Annotated in this window: 16 protein-coding genes; 6 read left to right on the plus strand and 10 right to left on the minus strand. The window is 53.7% G+C overall.

Annotated elements, in window-relative coordinates; translation table 11 throughout:
• Positions 1-8 precede the first annotated feature (8 nt).
• From cdsA to rpsB, 7 genes are all read right to left on the minus strand, one after another.
• On the minus strand, positions 9-866 hold the full coding sequence (gene cdsA, locus A8O29_RS18730) for a phosphatidate cytidylyltransferase (RefSeq protein ID WP_125352695.1): 858 nt from the start codon (positions 864-866) through the stop codon (positions 9-11).
• Positions 867-878: 12 nt separating this feature from the next.
• A complete protein-coding gene (ispU, locus tag A8O29_RS18735; protein WP_125352693.1) occupies positions 879-1,637 on the minus strand; it encodes a (2E,6E)-farnesyl-diphosphate-specific ditrans,polycis-undecaprenyl-diphosphate synthase in 759 nt (252 codons plus the stop codon).
• Positions 1,638-1,823: 186 nt separating this feature from the next.
• On the minus strand, positions 1,824-3,020 hold the full coding sequence (gene ispC / locus A8O29_RS18740; RefSeq protein ID WP_125352691.1) for a 1-deoxy-D-xylulose-5-phosphate reductoisomerase: 1,197 nt from the start codon (positions 3,018-3,020) through the stop codon (positions 1,824-1,826).
• Positions 3,021-3,111: 91 nt separating this feature from the next.
• On the minus strand, positions 3,112-3,669 hold the full coding sequence (frr, locus tag A8O29_RS18745; RefSeq protein WP_110510841.1) for a ribosome recycling factor: 558 nt from the start codon (positions 3,667-3,669) through the stop codon (positions 3,112-3,114).
• Between the two features lie 211 nt (positions 3,670-3,880).
• On the minus strand, positions 3,881-4,606 hold the full coding sequence (pyrH, locus tag A8O29_RS18750) for a UMP kinase (RefSeq protein WP_110510840.1): 726 nt from the start codon (positions 4,604-4,606) through the stop codon (positions 3,881-3,883).
• Positions 4,607-4,756: 150 nt separating this feature from the next.
• Positions 4,757-5,608, minus strand: coding sequence for a translation elongation factor Ts (tsf, locus tag A8O29_RS18755; protein ID WP_110510839.1), 852 nt, complete (start codon positions 5,606-5,608; stop codon positions 4,757-4,759).
• A 120-nt stretch (positions 5,609-5,728) separates the two neighbouring features.
• Positions 5,729-6,454 carry a 30S ribosomal protein S2 gene (gene rpsB, locus A8O29_RS18760; RefSeq protein ID WP_125352689.1) on the minus strand — a complete coding sequence of 242 codons (726 nt, stop codon included), beginning with the start codon at positions 6,452-6,454 and terminating at the stop codon, positions 5,729-5,731.
• A gap of 320 nt (positions 6,455-6,774) precedes the next feature.
• Here rpsB and map point away from each other — a divergent pair, with 320 nt between their 5' ends.
• The 4 genes from map (at position 6,775) to A8O29_RS18780 (ending at position 11,649) form a co-directional block, all read left to right on the plus strand.
• Positions 6,775-7,569 carry a type I methionyl aminopeptidase gene (gene map / locus A8O29_RS18765; RefSeq protein WP_125352687.1) on the plus strand — a complete coding sequence of 265 codons (795 nt, stop codon included), beginning with the start codon at positions 6,775-6,777 and terminating at the stop codon, positions 7,567-7,569.
• Positions 7,570-7,629: 60 nt separating this feature from the next.
• Complete coding sequence (gene glnD / locus A8O29_RS18770; protein ID WP_125352685.1) at positions 7,630-10,293, plus strand: bifunctional uridylyltransferase/uridylyl-removing protein GlnD; 2,664 nt, start codon at positions 7,630-7,632, stop codon at positions 10,291-10,293.
• Positions 10,294-10,323: 30 nt separating this feature from the next.
• Complete coding sequence (gene dapD / locus A8O29_RS18775) at positions 10,324-11,148, plus strand: 2,3,4,5-tetrahydropyridine-2,6-dicarboxylate N-succinyltransferase (protein WP_125352683.1); 825 nt, start codon at positions 10,324-10,326, stop codon at positions 11,146-11,148.
• A gap of 111 nt (positions 11,149-11,259) precedes the next feature.
• Positions 11,260-11,649 (plus strand): DUF3461 family protein, encoded by a 390-nt coding sequence (locus A8O29_RS18780; RefSeq protein ID WP_110510835.1) that lies wholly within the window; start codon positions 11,260-11,262, stop codon positions 11,647-11,649.
• A 37-nt stretch (positions 11,650-11,686) separates the two neighbouring features.
• Here the strand turns inward: A8O29_RS18780 and cdaR are convergent, their stop codons facing one another.
• From cdaR to dgt, 3 genes are all read right to left on the minus strand, one after another.
• Positions 11,687-12,844, minus strand: coding sequence for a DNA-binding transcriptional regulator CdaR (cdaR, locus tag A8O29_RS18785; RefSeq protein WP_125352681.1), 1,158 nt, complete (start codon positions 12,842-12,844; stop codon positions 11,687-11,689).
• 165 nt (positions 12,845-13,009) lie between these two features.
• Positions 13,010-14,458 (minus strand): serine endoprotease DegP, encoded by a 1,449-nt coding sequence (degP, locus tag A8O29_RS18790; protein ID WP_159465641.1) that lies wholly within the window; start codon positions 14,456-14,458, stop codon positions 13,010-13,012.
• Positions 14,459-14,597: 139 nt separating this feature from the next.
• Positions 14,598-16,112, minus strand: a complete 1,515-nt coding sequence (gene dgt / locus A8O29_RS18795) for a dGTPase (protein WP_125352679.1) — start codon at positions 16,110-16,112, stop codon at positions 14,598-14,600.
• Positions 16,113-16,186: 74 nt separating this feature from the next.
• Between dgt and mtnN the strand changes: the two genes are divergently transcribed.
• Both mtnN and btuF read left to right on the plus strand, forming a co-directional pair.
• Positions 16,187-16,885 (plus strand): 5'-methylthioadenosine/S-adenosylhomocysteine nucleosidase, encoded by a 699-nt coding sequence (gene mtnN / locus A8O29_RS18800; RefSeq protein ID WP_125352678.1) that lies wholly within the window; start codon positions 16,187-16,189, stop codon positions 16,883-16,885.
• On the plus strand, positions 16,878-17,678 hold the full coding sequence (btuF, locus tag A8O29_RS18805; protein WP_125352676.1) for a vitamin B12 ABC transporter substrate-binding protein BtuF: 801 nt from the start codon (positions 16,878-16,880) through the stop codon (positions 17,676-17,678). Before mtnN ends, btuF begins: the two co-directional genes overlap by 8 nt.
• Positions 17,679-17,684 lie beyond the last annotated feature (6 nt).

Below are 17,684 nucleotides of genomic sequence, written 5' to 3' on the forward strand. Positions count from 1 at the left end.
CCCTTCCGTCAAATCGTCCTGAAGACTAAAAGTAGCAGGCAAGCAAACACCGGAACCGCAGCTGTAAGGCTGTCAATTCGGTCAAGAATGCCACCGTGCCCAGGGATCAAATTCCCACTGTCTTTGATACCGGCTTCTCGCTTAAACATACTTTCTGTTAAATCACCCAGCACGGATGCCAGTGCGGCAACCAGAGAACACGTTAACAGCGTCGCTGGCGCAACGTCCAGATTCACACAAAGGCCATAAATCCAGGAGATAACCGCCGCAGTGAACAGCCCGCCGAGAAAGCCTTGCCAGGTCTTGCCCGGAGAGACTTTTGGCGCCAGTTTATGCTTGCCGAACAGCTTACCGAACATATAGGCGCCGGAATCCGCACCCCACACCAGAATCATGATGTAGAGCAGCCAAATCGCACCGCTGTAATGATTATCATCATAATGCCAGGCTCGCAGCGTCAGCATTCCCCAGAAGAAAGGAATGATGGTCAATAGACCAAACACCAGACGCAGCGTTTTGGAATTACGCCACAGCGCAGCAGAACCCGGATAAAACAGCACCAGCAGCAGTGCGACTATCCACCAACCCAACGAGGCCCAAAGGGAGCCTTCAACCAGCGGTTGATGGACGTTGTGATGATATTCCGGAAGCCAAAAGAGCATCGCGGAAAGAATTAATCCGCAAAGCACCGCCAGCCATACTCGCTGTGAACGAGATTTAAAACCGCTTAATTGACCCCATTCCCAGGCCGCCAACATGCACACCACCAGGGTGACAATAGCGAAACCTATCGGCGGCAAAAGAAACAACGCCGCAATAACAACGGGTATTAAAACGAAAGCAGAGATCAGGCGATACTTCAGCAAGAGCTACCCCCATCAGGCTTTGTCGTCACCAGGCTCTGTGCCGCCGAAACGACGCTCTCGATTGGCAAAGGCATGCAACGCCCCTTCAAAGTCTTGTTCATCGAAATCGGGCCAGAGAACATCTGTAAAGTAAAGTTCGGCATAGGCAATTTGCCACAACAAAAAGTTACTAATACGATGCTCTCCCCCTGTCCTAATTACTAAATCTACGGGAGCCAGTTCATGCATGCTGATTTGCTGACCCAGCAAATCTTCGGTGATATCTTCAGGACGCAACAGCCCTTCCTGGACTTGCGCAGCAAGATGCTGAACGCCCTGAATAATGTCCCAGCGCCCACCATAATTCGCAGCAATATTCAGCGTCAGACCGGTATTTTTCTCGGTCAGCGCTTCTGCTTTGCGAATACGCTCCTGTAACCGGGCGTTAAAGCGGCGGGTATCACCGATAATGCGCAAGCGTACGTTATGTCTGTGCAGGCTTTTTACTTCACTATCCAGCGCCCAAACGAACAGTTCCATCAGCGCGCTGACTTCCTGCTCAGGACGATTCCAGTTCTCACTGCTAAAGGCGTAAAGCGTTAACGCCTCAATACCGTTATTTGCCGCAAATGAGACGGCACGACGCACAGATTTTGCCCCGGCTTTATGGCCGAAGGCACGGATCTTGCCTTGTCTCTTCGCCCAGCGACCATTGCCGTCCATAATGATGGCCACATGCTGACAGCCATGGGATGGCAAATTCTCACTGATTGGTTGATTAGCAGACAACATAACGCATTATTGGTCCATGATAAGGAATTAGCGGTACCGGAATACAGACGCTTAGCGCAAAAAAGCCGTGTAAATCCACGGCTCCCTCGATAACACTTTGTCGTTACAGCGTTATCGGATGGCGCAGACTATAACACTGAAGCCCAGCGCTAACAAATGCCTGCTTGCCCGTTGCACGGATAATCATCAGCTTGCGAAGCGCATCACCTGCTGGTTTGCGACACTTCTTGCACACGCGTCGACTTCCATCACCTCATCCACACATTTTGGCTCTTGCAAATCCAAAATTGAAAGGACTTCGAGGTTCACGGCAGCAATGTCCGTGAAGCGGATTTTCGACGTCAGAAATGCCTCAACGCTCACTTCATTGGCGGCGTTCAGCGCGGTAGTTGCCGCCTGGCCCTGATCAAATGCGTCCATCGCCAGCTTCAGGCACGGGTAACGCTGATAATCAGGCTCGGCAAACGACAGATCGCTTAATGCTTTGAAATCCAATGGATTAACGCCAGACTCAACGCGGTTCGGCCAGGCCATAGTATGGGCAATTGGCGTGCGCATATCCGGCTCACCAAGCTGGGCCAGCACGCTGCCATCACGGTAGCGCACCATCGAATGAATCACGGACTGCGGATGGATAATGACTTCCATCTGTTGAGCCGAGGCGTTAAATAGCCAGCGCGCTTCTATGTATTCCAGACCTTTGTTCATCATGGTGGCAGAATCGACTGAAATTTTACGTCCCATCGACCAGTTCGGATGACGACAGGCCTGATCTGGCGTCATATCGCGCAGTTCAGACAGAGGCGTTTCTCGGAACGGGCCACCAGATCCGGTAAGCAGAATCGACAAAACACCATTCTGCTCAAGGGAAGCGTAACCCAGTTGATTTTGAATTGTTTCCGGTAAACTCTGAAAAATGGCGTTGTGCTCGCTGTCGACTGGCAGCAGACGTGCCCCGCTCTCTTTCACGGCGTCCATAAACAGACGTCCGCAGGTGACCAGCGACTCTTTATTGGCAAGCAGAATAGTTTTTCCGGCGCGGATAGCCGCCAGCGTCGGCATCAGCCCTGCCGCACCGACAATCGCCGCCATCACCTGGTCGACATCATCCAGCGCAGCCACATCGCAGGCAGCCTGTTGACCACTCAGAACTTCCGTCTGGCTCCCGTGCTGACGCAGCGCCACAATCAGCGCCGCCGCGCTTTGTGCATCGTCCATTACGGCGTATTGCGGGGAGAACTCCAGGCATTGCTCAACCATACGCTCGACGTTTTTCCCGGCCACCAGCGCGGTGACGGTGAAAAGGCCGCGATTATTACGCACCACATCCAGCGTGCTGCAGCCGATGGAGCCAGTGGAGCCCAGAACGGTTAAATGCTTCATGAAAAATCCGAAGAAGAAAGTCTAAAAAGCAAAACGCCGCCAGCAAAACCCGAAGGTTTCCTGAACGGCGTTCATCAGATAACGTCAGAAATCAGAACTGCATCAGTTCCGCTTCTTTTTCTGCCAGCGCCGCGTCAACTTTCTTGATAGCCGCGTCGGTCATTTTCTGCACATCGTCCTGGGAACGACGGTCGTCATCTTCGCTGATCTCTTTGTCTTTAAGCAGCGCTTTAACTTTATCGTTCGCATCACGACGGACGTTACGCACGGAAACACGCGCTTGTTCTGCTTCACCGCGTACGATCTTGGTCAGATCTTTACGACGTTCTTCAGTCAGCGGAGGCAGCGGAACGCGGATATCGGTGCCCGCAGAGCTCGGGTTCAGACCGAGATCGGACGCCATAATCGCTTTCTCAACGGCCGGGCTCAGAGAGCGGTCGAATACGTTGATTTTCAGGGTACGGGAATCTTCTACCGTCACACTTGCCAGCTGACGCAGCGGAGTCGGGGTACCGTAGTATTCGACAACGATGCCATCGAGCAGGCTTGGAGAAGCACGGCCCGTACGGATTTTGCTGATCTGGTTTTTGAATGATTCTACGCATTTTTCCATGCGCACTTCGGCATCTTTTCTAATATCGCTAATCACGTTACGAATCCTTGAAATCTTGTCTCAGGCTGACCATACGCCACACCCGCCGATTTGCGAGTGTGGTAAGTATAGCCCGTATAATTCCTGGCGCCGAAAGGGCGGCCTGGTAAGCATCGCAAAATTAAAGCGGAATCTTACCTTTATTTCGACACAAAATCATTCACGTTGCATCAAGGCCGCGTGAAGGATGACGTGTCGCTCACGGAGATTATTCCGTAATCAGCGTACCTTCTTTCTCACCCATCACCACGCGACGCAGCGCGCCTGCTTTGTTCATGTTGAAGACACGAATCGGCAGTTTATGGTCACGAGCCAGCGTGAACGCGGCAAGATCCATCACTTTCAGTTCTTTATCCAGTACTTCAGCATAGCTCAGCTGATCGTACATAGTTGCAGAAGGATCTTTAGCCGGGTCAGCGGTAAATACGCCATCAACTTTGGTGGCCTTCAGTACCACGTCTGCTTCAATTTCGATACCGCGCAGACAGGCTGCGGAATCGGTGGTGAAGAACGGGTTACCGGTACCGGCGGAGAGGATCACTACGCGGTTATTACGCAGCAGGCTGATGGCCTCTGCCCAGCTGTAGTTATCACACACGCCATTCAGTGGGATGGCGGACATCAGGCGGGCGTTCACATAGGCGCGATGAAGCGCATCACGCATAGCCAGGCCATTCATGACGGTTGCCAGCATGCCCATGTGGTCGCCCACAACGCGGTTCATACCCGCTTTTGCCAGACCCGCACCACGGAAAAGGTTACCACCACCAATCACCACACCGACCTGGATACCCAGTTCGACCAGTTCTTTAATTTCCTGCGCCATACGATCGAGAATGCTGGCATCGATACCGAAGCCTTCAGTTCCCTGCAGTGCTTCGCCACTGAGCTTCAGCAGAATGCGTTTGTAGACGGGTTTTGCATTGGTAGCCATATTTCTTTCCTGGGACTGTCAACGTTTGAAAGGGGTAAATTCTGGCGACAAGGATATGTCGCGTATTAGTGCAAGCCTATAGGAGCCTGACTAATTTTTACTTAATGGGGCTCAAAAAGAAGCCGCCCTCAGGCGGCTCCTTATCGATCATTAAGACTGCTTGGACATTGCAGCAACTTCTGCTGCGAAGTCAGTCTCAACTTTCTGGATACCTTCGCCCACTTCAAAGCGGATGAAGTTAGTCACGGTAGCGTTGTTCTCTTTCAGGAACTGACCAACGGTCTTGCTTGGTTCCATAACGAAAGGCTGGCCGGTCAGAGAAACTTCGCCGGTGAATTTCTTCATGCGGCCTTCAACCATTTTCTCTGCGATTTCTTTCGGCTTACCAGACTGCATCGCGATATCCAGCTGTACCTGGTATTCTTTCTCTACCACGTCAGCAGACACGTCTTCTGGGTTAACGAATTCTGGCTTGCTTGCTGCGATGTGCATTGCAACTTGCTTAACCAGCTCTTCGCTAGCGCCTTTAGCAGAAACCAGAACACCGATGCGAGCACCGTGCAGGTAGCTACCCAGCACTTCGCCTTCCAGAGCGGAAACGCGACGGATGTTGATGTTCTCACCGATTTTAGCAACCAGAGCAACACGTTCTTCTTCGAACTGTGCTTTCAGAACTTCAACGTCAGTGATTTTGCCAGCAACTGCTGCGTCCAGAACTTTGTTAGCGAAAGCCTGGAAACCGCCGTCTTTAGCGACGAAGTCAGTCTGGCAGTTAACTTCCAGAATGATGCCGTAGTCGCCATTGATCTTAGTGATGATCACGCCGTCAGCAGCAACGTTGCCTGCTTTTTTCGCTGCTTTGATAGCACCGGATTTACGCATGTTTTCGATTGCCAGCTCGATGTCGCCATTAGCTTCAGTCAGGGCTTTTTTGCAATCCATCATGCCTGCGCCAGTACGTTCACGCAGTTCTTTAACCAGGGAGGCGGTAATTTCAGCCATTCTAAAATCCTCGGGAAATTGAAACCGCCCGGCGTAGGGCCAAACGGTTATAAAAGTGAAAAAGGGGCCGCTTAAGAGGGCCCCTATCCATACTCGGTACTAATAAGGGGTTAAACCTTATTATTCAGCTTCTACGAAGCTTTCTTCCGCCTGGGAAGCCAGATCCTGAGAACGGCCTTCACGTACGGTCAGAGCAACGGCATTCAGATACAGGCTAACTGCACGGATTGCATCGTCGTTACCCGGGATAACGAAATCAACGCCATCTGGATCAGAGTTGGTATCAACGATAGCAAATACTGGGATACCCAGGTTGTTTGCTTCTTTGATAGCGATGTGTTCGTGGTCTGCATCGACAACAAACAGTGCGTCCGGCAGGCCGCCCATGTCTTTGATGCCGCCCAGGCTGTTTTCCAGCTTGCCCAGTTCACGAGTACGCATTAGCGCTTCTTTCTTGGTCAGCTTGTCGAAGGTGCCATCCTGAGACTGAGTTTCCAGGTCTTTCAGACGCTTGATAGACTGACGAACGGTTTTCCAGTTAGTCAGCATACCGCCCAACCAGCGATGGTTCACGAAGAACTGATCGCAGTTCAGAGCAGCTTCTTTTACCGCTTCGCTTGCTGCGCGCTTAGTACCAACAATCAGGATCTTACCTTTGCGAGAGGAGATCTTGTTCAGTTCAGCCAGAGCTTCGTTGAACATTGGTACAGTTTTCTCAAGGTTGATGATGTGAACTTTGTTACGCGCGCCGAAGATGAAAGGCTTCATTTTCGGGTTCCAGTAACGGGTCTGGTGACCGAAGTGTACACCAGCCTTGAGCATGTCGCGCATGGAAACAGTTGCCATGTTTAAAACCTCTATATAAAAGTTGGGGTTATGCCTCCACGTATCCCATACGACCGACCCCGAAGGGCACCCCGGCGTATGTGCCGATACGTGTGTGTTATTACACAATGTGAGATTTGTCGCTGCCAGACCGTTTCTGTGTATATCAAACGGAATGGAAGTTCGGCGCGCTTTATACCATAAATTGCGAGTGGAAACCAATAAATGTTGGTGCGACGCGCTGTAATGATTCTCAATTTGGCAGTCGATAGCGACGGCTGTTACCATTGTCAGCACTTACACTAGTATTGCCGATAAATCGGCCTCGATGGACAGAATTCATGGCTATCTCTATTAAGACTCCAGAAGAAATTGAAAAAATGCGCGTGGCGGGCCGTCTGGCTGCCGAAGTGCTGGAAATGATCGAACCGTACATCAAGCCAGGTGTCAGCACCGGCGAGCTGGATCGTATCTGTGACGATTACATTGTTAATACTCAGCATGCGGTCTCCGCCTGCCTGGGCTATCACGGCTTCCCGAAATCCGTGTGCATCTCTATTAATGAAGTGGTGTGCCACGGTATTCCGGATGATGAAAAGCTGCTGAAAGATGGCGACATCGTTAACATCGACGTGACCGTCATTAAAGACGAATACCACGGCGACACCTCCAAAATGTTCATCGTCGGCAAACCGACCATCCTCGGCGAGCGTCTGTGCCGTGTGACGCAGGAAAGCCTGTACCTCGCCCTGCGTATGGTGAAGCCGGGTATCCGTCTTCGCACACTGGGTGCAGCCATTCAGAAATTTGCGGAAGCGGAAGGTTTCTCCGTGGTGCGTGAATATTGCGGACACGGCATTGGCCGCGTGTTCCATGAAGAACCACAGGTTCTGCACTATGATGCTGATGACGGCGGCGTAGTACTTCAGGCCGGGATGACGTTCACCATCGAGCCGATGGTCAACTCTGGCGATTACCGTATTCGCACCATGAAAGACGGTTGGACGGTGAAAACCAAAGACCGGAGCTTGTCTGCACAGTACGAGCATACTATTGTGGTGACAGACAACGGCTGCGAAATAATGACGTTACGCAAGGATGACACTATCCCGGCGATAATCTCGCACAACGAATGATAAGAAGCCGGCGAAAGCCGGTTTTTTTATGGGTAATCGTTTTTTCTTATGGGTGGCGCGATGAGCAATTCCTTACCTGACACAGCCTTACCTGTTCTGCCAGGCCAGCCGGAAAATCCGGTCAGTTGGGCAGACGCGGAGCTGAACTGCGCCAGCATCAAGGCGCGTCTCGATGCATTCCAGCGCTGGCTGGGTAACGCCTTCGACAGCGGCACATCTGCCGAACAACTGATGACCGCCCGTACAGAATATATCGATCAGATGCTCCAGCGTCTGTGGTTGCATTACGGTTTTGGTGACATCGAAGATGCGGCGCTGGTTGCCGTCGGTGGCTATGGCCGCGGCGAACTGCATCCGCTGTCTGATATCGACTTGCTGATCCTCAGCCGTAAAAAACTGCCCGACGAACTGGCTCAGAAAATTGGCGAGCTGCTGACTCTGCTGTGGGATCTCAAACTCGAAGTCGGCCACAGCGTGCGCACCCTCGAAGAGTGCCTACTGGAAGGGCTTTCTGACCTCACTGTCGCCACTAACCTGATTGAATCCCGCCTGCTGATTGGCGACGTTACCCTCTTTCTCGAGCTGCAAAAGCACATTTTCAGCGAAGGATTCTGGCCATCGGAAAAATTCTTTGGCGCTAAAGTCGAAGAACAAAACGGCCGTCATCAGCGTTATCACGGCACCAGCTACAACCTCGAGCCCGATATCAAAAGCAGCCCCGGTGGCCTGCGTGATATCCACACCCTGCAATGGGTGGCGCGTCGTCATTTCGGCGCGACCTCACTGGATGAAATGGTTGGCTTTGGCTTCCTGACCGAAGCCGAGCGCAACGAGCTGAACGAGTGTTTACACTTGCTCTGGCGCATCCGTTTTGCGCTGCATCTGGAAATTAACCGCTACGACAACCGTCTGCTGTTCGATCGCCAGTTGAACGTGGCCCAGCGCCTCAACTACAGCGGCGAAGGCAATCAGCCGGTTGAGCAAATGATGAAGGATTTCTATCGCGTCACCCGCCGGGTGGGCGAGCTCAACCAGATGCTGCTCCAGCTGTTTGATGAAGCGATCCTCGCGCTGACCGCCGATGAAAAACCGCGCCCGATAGATGATGATTTCCAGCTGCGCGGCACGCTTATCGACCTGCGCGACGACACCCTGTTCATGCGCGAGCCACAGGCGATTCTGCGTATGTTCCACATCATGGTGCGTAACAGCAGCATTACTGGCATTTATTCGACGACGCTGCGCCATCTGCGCCATGCCCGCCGCCATCTGCAACAGCCGCTGTGCTACATCCCCGAAGCGCGTGAGCTGTTCCTGAGCATGTTGCGCCACCAGGGCGCCGTCAGCCGCGGTCTGCTGCCGATGCACCGCCACAGCGTGCTATGGGCGTATATGCCGCAGTGGTCGCACATTGTCGGCCAGATGCAGTTTGATCTGTTCCACGCCTATACCGTCGATGAGCACACCATTCGCGTGCTGCTAAAGCTGGAAAGCTTCGCCAAAGAGGAAACGCGTTCGCGCCATCCGCTCTGCGTCGAACTGTGGCCGCGCCTTAATCACCCGGAACTGATCCTGATTGCCGCCCTGTTCCACGATATTGCCAAAGGGCGCGGCGGCGACCACTCGGTGCTCGGCGCGCAGGACGTCCTCAAATTTGCAGAGCTGCACGGCCTGAATTCACGCGAAACGCAGCTGGTTGCATGGCTAGTACGTCATCACCTGCTGATGTCCGTCACTGCCCAACGTCGTGATATTCAGGACCCGGAAGTCATCAAACAGTTTGCCGAAGAAGTGCAGACTGAAAACCGTCTGCGTTATCTGGTGTGCCTGACCGTGGCTGACATCTGCGCCACCAACGAAACGCTGTGGAACAGCTGGAAGCAGAGCCTGTTGCGTGAACTCTATTTCGCCACCGAAAAGCAGCTGCGCCGTGGAATGCAGAACACGCCGGACATGCGCGAACGCGTGCGGCATCATCAGCTCCAGGCGTTAGCTCTGCTGCGGATGGACAATATCGACGAAGAGGCGCTGCATCATATTTGGGCACGCTGTCGAGCCAACTACTTTGTGCGCCACACGCCTAACCAACTCGCGTGGCATGCCCGTCACCTGCTTCAGCACGACCTGAACGATCCGATGATCCTGCTCAGCCCGCAGGCAACGCGCGGCGGTACGGAAATCTTTATCTGGAGCCCGGACCGCCCGTATCTGTTCGCTGCCGTGTGCGCTGAACTTGACCGACGTAATCTCAGCGTGCACGACGCGCAGATTTTTACCACCCGCGACGGGATGGCGATGGACACCTTTATCGTGCTCGAACCCGACGGCAGTCCGCTGTCCGGCGACAGACATGAAGCCATCCGTCACGGCCTCGAACAGGCCATCACCCAGCGTTCATGGCAGGCCCCTGCCCCGCGTCGTCAGGCGGCAAAACTGCGTCATTTTACCGTCGATACCGAGGTCAATTTCCTGCCGACGCATACCGACAGAAAATCGTTCCTCGAGCTGATTGCGCTCGACCAGCCAGGTTTATTGGCATGCGTCGGCCAGGTCTTCGCGGACCTCGGCATTTCGCTCCACGGGGCGAGAATTACGACAATTGGTGAACGAGTAGAAGATTTATTTATAATCGCGACAGCCGACCGGCGTGCTCTTAATAATGTGCTTCAGCAAGAAGTACAACAGCGGTTGACAGCGGCCCTCAATCCAAACGATAAAGGGTAGTGTGTTTTTTTTAATGGAAAGAGTTTAACAATGCAGCAGTTACAGAACGTTATTGAGTCCGCTTTTGAGCGCCGCGCCGAGATCACTCCGGCGAATGTAGATACCGTTACCCGCGAAGCGGTTAACCAGGTTATTTCCCTGCTGGATTCCGGCGCGCTGCGCGTAGCGGAAAAGATTGACGGCCAGTGGGTTACGCATCAGTGGCTGAAGAAAGCGGTACTGCTCTCTTTCCGTATCAACGATAACCAGGTTATCGACGGAGCGGAAAGCCGCTACTTCGATAAAGTCCCGATGAAATTCGCCGACTACGACGAAGCGCGTTTCCAGAAAGAAGGTTTCCGCGTAGTGCCACCGGCAGCCGTTCGCCAGGGCGCGTACATTGCACGTAACACTGTGCTGATGCCGTCCTACGTGAACATCGGCGCTTACGTCGATGAAGGCTCCATGGTGGATACCTGGGCGACCGTCGGTTCCTGTGCGCAGATCGGTAAAAACGTTCACCTGTCCGGCGGCGTCGGTATCGGTGGCGTGCTTGAGCCACTGCAGGCTAACCCGACCATCATCGAAGACAACTGCTTCATCGGCGCGCGTTCCGAAGTGGTAGAAGGCGTTATCGTTGAAGAAGGTTCCGTGATTTCGATGGGCGTTTACCTCGGCCAGAGCACCAAAATCTACGATCGCGAAACTGGCGAAGTGTTCTACGGTCGCGTACCGGCAGGCTCGGTTGTCGTTTCCGGCAACCTGCCGTCAAAAGATGGCAAATACAGCCTGTACTGTGCGGTTATCGTGAAGAAAGTGGATGCGAAAACCCGCGGCAAAGTCGGCATTAACGAACTGCTGCGCACCATCGACTAAATCAGTCTTGAAAAAAGCGGGGGCAACCCCGCTTTTTTTATACCTGACGCTGGCGGAAAATAATTTTTTCGTTAATTATTCAAAGGTTATGTTTAATCGAAGGATAGCGCTATGTACGACAATCTGAAAAGTTTGGGCATTACCAATCCTGATGAAATCGATCGTTACAGCCTCCGGCAGGAAGCCAACAACGATATCCTGAAAATCTATTTTCATAAGGATAAAGGCGAGTTTTTCGCGAAAAGCGTGAAGTTCAAATATCCACGTCAGCGTAAAACCGTGGTAGCCGACGGTGTGGGTCAGGGTTACAAAGAAGTGCAGGAAATCAGCCCGAACCTGCGCTATGTGATCGACGAGCTGGATCAGATTTGCAAACGCGATCGCACCGAAGTGGATCTGAAGCGTAAGATCCTCGACGACCTGCGTCATCTCGAAAGCGTGGTCGCCAATAAGATCACCGAAATCGAATCCGATCTAGAGAAGTTAACCCGCGGGAAATAACAGTAAAACGGCAACCTGGGTTACCGTTTTTAACCCTTCAATGTTGTTCATCCAGCTGTAGTGCCACATACAGCAGCAACCTGTCGTCAAAATTCCCCAAATCGAGGCCGGTCAGTTCCGAAATGCGGTTCAGCCGATACTCCAGCGTATTACGGTGAATAAACAGCGCTTTTGACGTCGCCAGTGGCTGCACGTTATGCCGAAACCAAGCCGTCAGCGTTCGGCGCAGCAGCCCGTTGTTATCCATCGCTTTGAGCTTCGCCAGCGGGCGCGCCAGTTCATTGGCCTGCCAGCCGCCGCGCAAACTGTCGAGCAACACCGGCAGCATCAAATCCTGATAAAAATAGCTGCGGCTTTCCGGCATCCGCTGCTTGCCGACCATCATCGTCGTGCGAGCGGTGCGGTACGATCGGGCAATGCTGCCCTGCCCGGTGAAGTAGTTGCCCAACGCCACGCGAAAACGTAGCTGGCCATTCTCCTTCATACGCGCAATCAGCTGTTCAACCCGTTTGCGGTGATCTTCAGCATCCCAGCGACCAAACGTATTCAGCGCAGGCTTCAGCACCACCATTTCCGTCAGGGACACGATCCCTACAAGATTATTCCGCTCCGGCACGGTCAGCGCGGTTTGCAGCTGTTGTAGCTCAGCCATCGCGCTGTCGACGCCAAGCTGCCCACTGTCAACTTCCACCACCGCCACCACGCGCGGCTGGTTTAAATCGATCCCCAACCGCTGCGCCCATTCCGTCAATGCGGGGGTATGTTCTTCCGCCTGAATCAGGTTCATCACCAGCTCTTCACGCAGGCGAGTATCCTGCGCCAGAAGATGCATCAGCCGCGACTGCTCGAGCATCATTTCGGCGGTCATGCATACCAGCTCACCGTATTTGCGCAGCAGAGCAGGCTCGCCGGTCAGGCCAATCACGCCGACGATTTCCCCTTCCAGCCGCAGCGGCAGATTGATCCCTTGGCGTACGCCGTGCAGATGACGCGCAACCGCATCGTCAATGTCCACCACCCGACCCTGAGAAAGCACTAGCAGCGCACCTTCGTGCAATTCGCCAATACGCTCGCGGTCACCGCTGCCGATAATCCGGCCGCGCGCATCCATGACATTGATATTGGTGTCAATGATACGCATGGTGCGCGCCACGATATCCTGCGCCATTTTGGTATCAAGATGCCAGCCAGCCATAACCCCTCCTATCAGCAGAACAACAGAATAGGCAAGCGTGTCAGGCAGTGCATTGTGCAAATGCACAAACTGTAGTGAGGAAGTATGAAGTTGTGGGAAGGTTCACAGAAAGGCCGGGTGGGAAAAGCAAAGCGCCCTCCTCCGAGTGGAGAAGGGCGTTGAAGATTACTGCATTAACAGATAGATGGTGCTGTCGCCACGCTGAATGTTCAGCGCCAGGACGTTCGGTTTGCTTTCAAGCAGCTTACGCAGATCAGCAATGTTTTTCACCGGCTGCTGGTTAGCGCCAACGATCACATCACCTTTTTTCAGGCCAATTTGCGCAGCCTGGGTGCCCGGTTTGATGCTGCTCACCACCACGCCTTTGTCTGCGCCTTTATTGCTCATTTCAGCGCCTTCAATACCGTTGAAGATGCTGCTGGAGTCAACTTGAGTCTGGCTGCTCTGCTGCAGTTCAAGGGACACATTGACCGGCTTGCCATCACGAACCAGGCCCAGTGCAATCTTGCTACCGACAGGCATGGTGCCAACCTGAGCACGCAGCGCGGAGAAGCTGGTGATCGGTTTGCCGTTCAGCGAGGTGATCACGTCGCCTGCTTTAATGCCCGCTTTCGCCGCAGAGGAGTTCGGCAGCACCTGGCTGACGAATGCGCCGCGCTGAGCGTCAACTTTCATCGCTTTCGCGAGGTCAGAGCTCAATTCGGTGCCCATAATGCCCAGCTCGCCGCGTTTCACCTGGCCGTATTTGACCATCTGCTCAGTCAGGCTTTTCACCATGTTGCTTGGGATAGCGAAGCCGATACCGATGTTGCCGCCGTCCGGGGCAAGGATCGCGGTGTTAATCCCGATCAGCTCACCGTTGAGATTCACCAACGCACCACCGGAGTTACCGCGGTTAATGGCCGCATCGGTCTGGATAAAGTTTTCGTAGTTTTCGACGTTCAGGCCGCTACGGCCCAGCGCCGAAACGATACCGGAAGTCACGGTTTCGCCGAGGCCAAACGGGTTACCGATAGCGACGGTATAATCCCCCACGCGCAGCGCTTCGGAATCGGCAAGTTTAATCGCCGTCAGGTTTTTCGGATCCTGAATTTGAATCAGTGCGATGTCAGAGCGAGGATCTTTCCCCACCACTTTCGCGTCAAACTTGCGGCCATCGCTCAAGGAAATTTTGATGGTGCTGGCGTTATCCACCACGTGGTTGTTGGTCACCACATAGCCTTTCGCCGCATCAATAATTACGCCAGAACCCAGCGCCATGAATTTTTCCTGCTGGGAGCCGCCGTTACCGCCAGGCGCGCCTGGACCACCCTGACCGCCGCCCTGGCATAACGGAGAATTCTGGAACGGAGAACCGTCCTGGCATAATGGCGAGTTATCACCAAAGAACTGCTGGAAATTACGCCCCATACGCGGGGTATTCACCGTAGTGCTCCCTTCCACGTTAATGCTCACAACGGAAGGCATCACTTTTTCCAGCATCGGTGCCAGGCTTGGCATTTGCTGGGCAGTCGTTGCAGAGGACGCGGTTTCCGCGGCCGATGCAGACAGCGGGGACAGGGCCAGACTTAAACTCAAAGCCAGTGCACTCATTGCTAATGTTGTTTTTTTCATGTCTCGTAATCTCTAAATGTCAGATAAAGCAAAAGTTGCTGTGTATGTGACTGTCAGATTCAATTTATAACGCTAAGTTCCGGATTTAAGTTTCTGGAAAAAGTAAAAAATTATTGTCCGTCTTTACAAAACTTTCGCATTATTCCACAGCCATCAAGCGGCGGTATTCATCCCAGGCATAGAGATCGGTCATGCCGCTGATATAATCCTGAATCAAACGACAGCGATAATAGTACTCCATCAACGGATACTCGGTGGCGTCGCGCGGAATTTTATTTACCGCTTCGACATACGCCAGACGATGCCGCGTTGACAGTTTCTGAAACAGACGGCTTTCAATCGGCAAATGGCGTAAACGCTCTTTTTCCACCAGCTCGTTAAAATCCGCCAGCGATAATTTCAGCAACGGCTGGTAAATTTCCAGCAGCCCGCTAATCACGCGGTATCCCTGCAGTTCCAGTTGCTCTACATCAGGATGGCTGAATACCTGATTAATGGCGACGTTTTTATATAATTCAAGCAGCTGGCTGTAATCACTTTCGTCTTCAAGCAGCGCGTGGTTGAAATCCCCGGCATATATCTTCGGAAGGTTATCGATAAATCGCTGCGCGGCGTAAGGCACCAGCTTATTCAGTGTATTGACCCGCAAATACATAAAGAACTGATCTTCTGTACTGCGACTTAAGGTATTAGACCGAGATTTATCCCAGGCGTTTTCGACAACCTGTGAGAACAGCGAGCCTTTTTCGTGCGTGCCCCACGCGTCATACAGGTGCTGATAAAGTTGCTCCACGCTGAAAATGCGTTTCTCAACGGCATCTTCCAGGTCGGCCACGCAATAAGAAATATCGTCGGCGGCTTCCATAATCCACGTCAAAGGAAAGCGACTGTAAGGGGCTAAATCGAGTTCTTTACGTAACCTCGCAATATAGGCCTCTTCGGCGAAATAATAGCCAGGTTTCTTCATTAAATAGCTGTGACTTTCTGGCGGCTTGCCACGCCACCATGCAGGACGCGTGTACTTCAGAATACAGCCGACCTGCGCCCAGGTGAGATTCATGCGCATCAACGTATGCACCAGGCGAATACCCTGGGCGTTGCCTTCAAACTGGCACAAATCCTGGCGCACCCGGCGACGGAGCTCATTCAGGGTATCTTCCCCGTCGCGCAGCCTCAGCGTGCCGACCAGGCAGCGATCGTCGCTTAACGGCTGACTGGCGGCATCTGCAGGCCACAGGCGCTGCCGGAACCAGTCGTTAATCGCCGCTTCACCAAAATGCCCAAACGGTGGATTGCCGATATCGTGCATCAGGCAGGCCATCTCGACGATACTTTCAAACGGCCCGGTCAGTTCGTCCAGCCCGTAGGCCTCCAGCAGCTTGCGCTCCTTCAGGCGGCTCAGCACTTCTTTGGCGATATAACGCCCAACTTGCTGAACTTCCAGGGAATGCGTCAGCCGGGTGCGCACCGCCGCATTGCGTTCCAGCGGGAAGACCTGAGTTTTCTGTTGCAGCCGACGAATAGCCGGGGAATTGACGATGCGCCCGCGATCGCTTTCGAAGATTTGCAGGATTTCATGTTCCGTCGCGGCGTTCTGCGGTGAGCGGTAACGCCGCCGCCAGTTTATCTTTGTGCGAAAATCAATTGTGGCCATAGCCTCTCCCGGTCCGGAAATGCGTGCTCCATGATAAACTATGCCTTTAAACCCATCACATCGCGAGTAAATCTATGAAAATCGGCATTATTGGTGCAATGGAAGAAGAAGTGACGCTGCTGCGTGACAAAATCCAGAACCGTCAGACCATCACCCTCGGCGGGAGCGAAATTTATACCGGCCAGCTGAATGGCGTTGACGTTGCCCTGCTGAAATCAGGGATCGGCAAAGTGGCCGCCGCGATGGGTGCCGCTCTGCTGATCGAACGCTGCAAACCCGACGTCATCATCAACACCGGTTCCGCTGGCGGCCTGGCCCCAACGCTGAAAGTGGGCGATATCGTGGTTTCCGACGAAGCGCGCTATCACGATGCCGACGTCACCGCCTTTGGTTATGAATATGGCCAGCTTCCAGGCTGCCCGGCAGGCTTCGCGGCTGACGCGAAACTGATTGAAGCGGCAGAAAGCAGCATCAAACAGCTCAACCTGAACGCCGTGCGCGGCCTTATCGTCAGCGGCGATGCGTTCATTAACGGTTCCGTGGGCCTGGCGAAAATTCGCCACAACTTCCCGCAGGCCGTTGCCGTGGAAATGGAAGCCACCGCAATCGCACACGTCTGCCATAACTTCGGCGTACCGTTCGTGGTTGTTCGCGCCATTTCCGACGTGGCCGATCAGCAGTCACACCTGAGCTTCGATGAGTTCCTCGCCGTCGCCGCTAAACAGTCGACCCTGATGGTCGAAACGCTGGTCCAGAATCTGGCGAATGCGTAACGGCCTGAGATCGGGCCTTTTCGCCCTGCTGTTGACCCTTCCGGCGTGGCTGATAGCCGCGCCGAGGGTAGTAACGCTTTCCCCTGCCAATACCGAGCTGGCTTTCGCCGCGGGCATTACGCCGGTGGGCGTGAGCAGCTTTTCTGACTATCCGCCACAAGCATCCGATATCGAACAAATCGCCAGCTGGCAAGGTATGAATCTGGAACGCATCGTGGCGCTCAAGCCTGATGTGGTGCTGGCCTGGCGCGGTGGCAACGCCGAGCGACAGGTAAATCAGCTCAGTGCGTTGGGTATTAAGGTGATGTGGATCGACACCGGCAGCGTGGAGCACATCGCCGACGCGTTACAGCAGCTGGCGGTCTGGAGCCCAACGCCCGATCAGGCGAAACAGGCCGCGCAGTCGTTGCGCCAGGATTTCGTCGCGCTGAAGCAAGAATATGCTCACCACCCGAAAAAATCGGTATTCTTGCAATTTGGCACTAACCCGTTGTTTACCAGCAATAAAGATTCGATTCAAAACGAAGTGATTGAGGCCTGCGGGGGGACGAATATCTTTGCCACCAGCCGCGTTCCGTGGCCGCAGGTGAGCCGCGAACAGGTGCTCGCCCGACAGCCTCAACTGATCATCACCGCCGGAAGCGCCGCCGAAGTGACAAAAATTCAGCAGTACTGGGGGGATCAGCTCAAAATTCCGGTCATTCCCGTCAACAGCGACTGGTTTGAACGCGCCTCCCCGCGTATTATCCTCGCCGCGAAACAACTCTGCACCGCGATGGCGCAGGTCAATTAACGGGAA

The organism is Scandinavium goeteborgense (genome assembly GCF_003935895.2).
GTDB lineage: Bacteria > Pseudomonadota > Gammaproteobacteria > Enterobacterales > Enterobacteriaceae > Scandinavium > Scandinavium goeteborgense.

Bases quoted from the DNA above. Each gene is read 5' to 3' on its own strand.
- btuF (WP_125352676.1), top strand. From the start codon at position 16,878: ATGCGTAACGGCCTGAGATCGGGCCTTTTCGCCCTGCTGTTGACCCTT.
- ispU (WP_125352693.1), bottom strand. From the start codon at position 1,637: ATGTTGTCTGCTAATCAACCAATCAGTGAGAATTTGCCATCCCATGGC.
- dgt (WP_125352679.1), bottom strand. From the start codon at position 16,112: ATGGCCACAATTGATTTTCGCACAAAGATAAACTGGCGGCGGCGTTAC.
- glnD (WP_125352685.1), top strand. From the start codon at position 7,630: ATGAGCAATTCCTTACCTGACACAGCCTTACCTGTTCTGCCAGGCCAG.
- dapD (WP_125352683.1), top strand. From the start codon at position 10,324: ATGCAGCAGTTACAGAACGTTATTGAGTCCGCTTTTGAGCGCCGCGCC.
- cdaR (WP_125352681.1), bottom strand. From the start codon at position 12,844: ATGGCTGGCTGGCATCTTGATACCAAAATGGCGCAGGATATCGTGGCG.
- A8O29_RS18780 (WP_110510835.1), top strand. From the start codon at position 11,260: ATGTACGACAATCTGAAAAGTTTGGGCATTACCAATCCTGATGAAATC.
- degP (WP_159465641.1), bottom strand. From the start codon at position 14,458: ATGAAAAAAACAACATTAGCAATGAGTGCACTGGCTTTGAGTTTAAGT.
- rpsB (WP_125352689.1), bottom strand. From the start codon at position 6,454: ATGGCAACTGTTTCCATGCGCGACATGCTCAAGGCTGGTGTACACTTC.
- pyrH (WP_110510840.1), bottom strand. From the start codon at position 4,606: ATGGCTACCAATGCAAAACCCGTCTACAAACGCATTCTGCTGAAGCTC.
- map (WP_125352687.1), top strand. From the start codon at position 6,775: ATGGCTATCTCTATTAAGACTCCAGAAGAAATTGAAAAAATGCGCGTG.
- tsf (WP_110510839.1), bottom strand. From the start codon at position 5,608: ATGGCTGAAATTACCGCCTCCCTGGTTAAAGAACTGCGTGAACGTACT.
- ispC (WP_125352691.1), bottom strand. From the start codon at position 3,020: ATGAAGCATTTAACCGTTCTGGGCTCCACTGGCTCCATCGGCTGCAGC.
- mtnN (WP_125352678.1), top strand. From the start codon at position 16,187: ATGAAAATCGGCATTATTGGTGCAATGGAAGAAGAAGTGACGCTGCTG.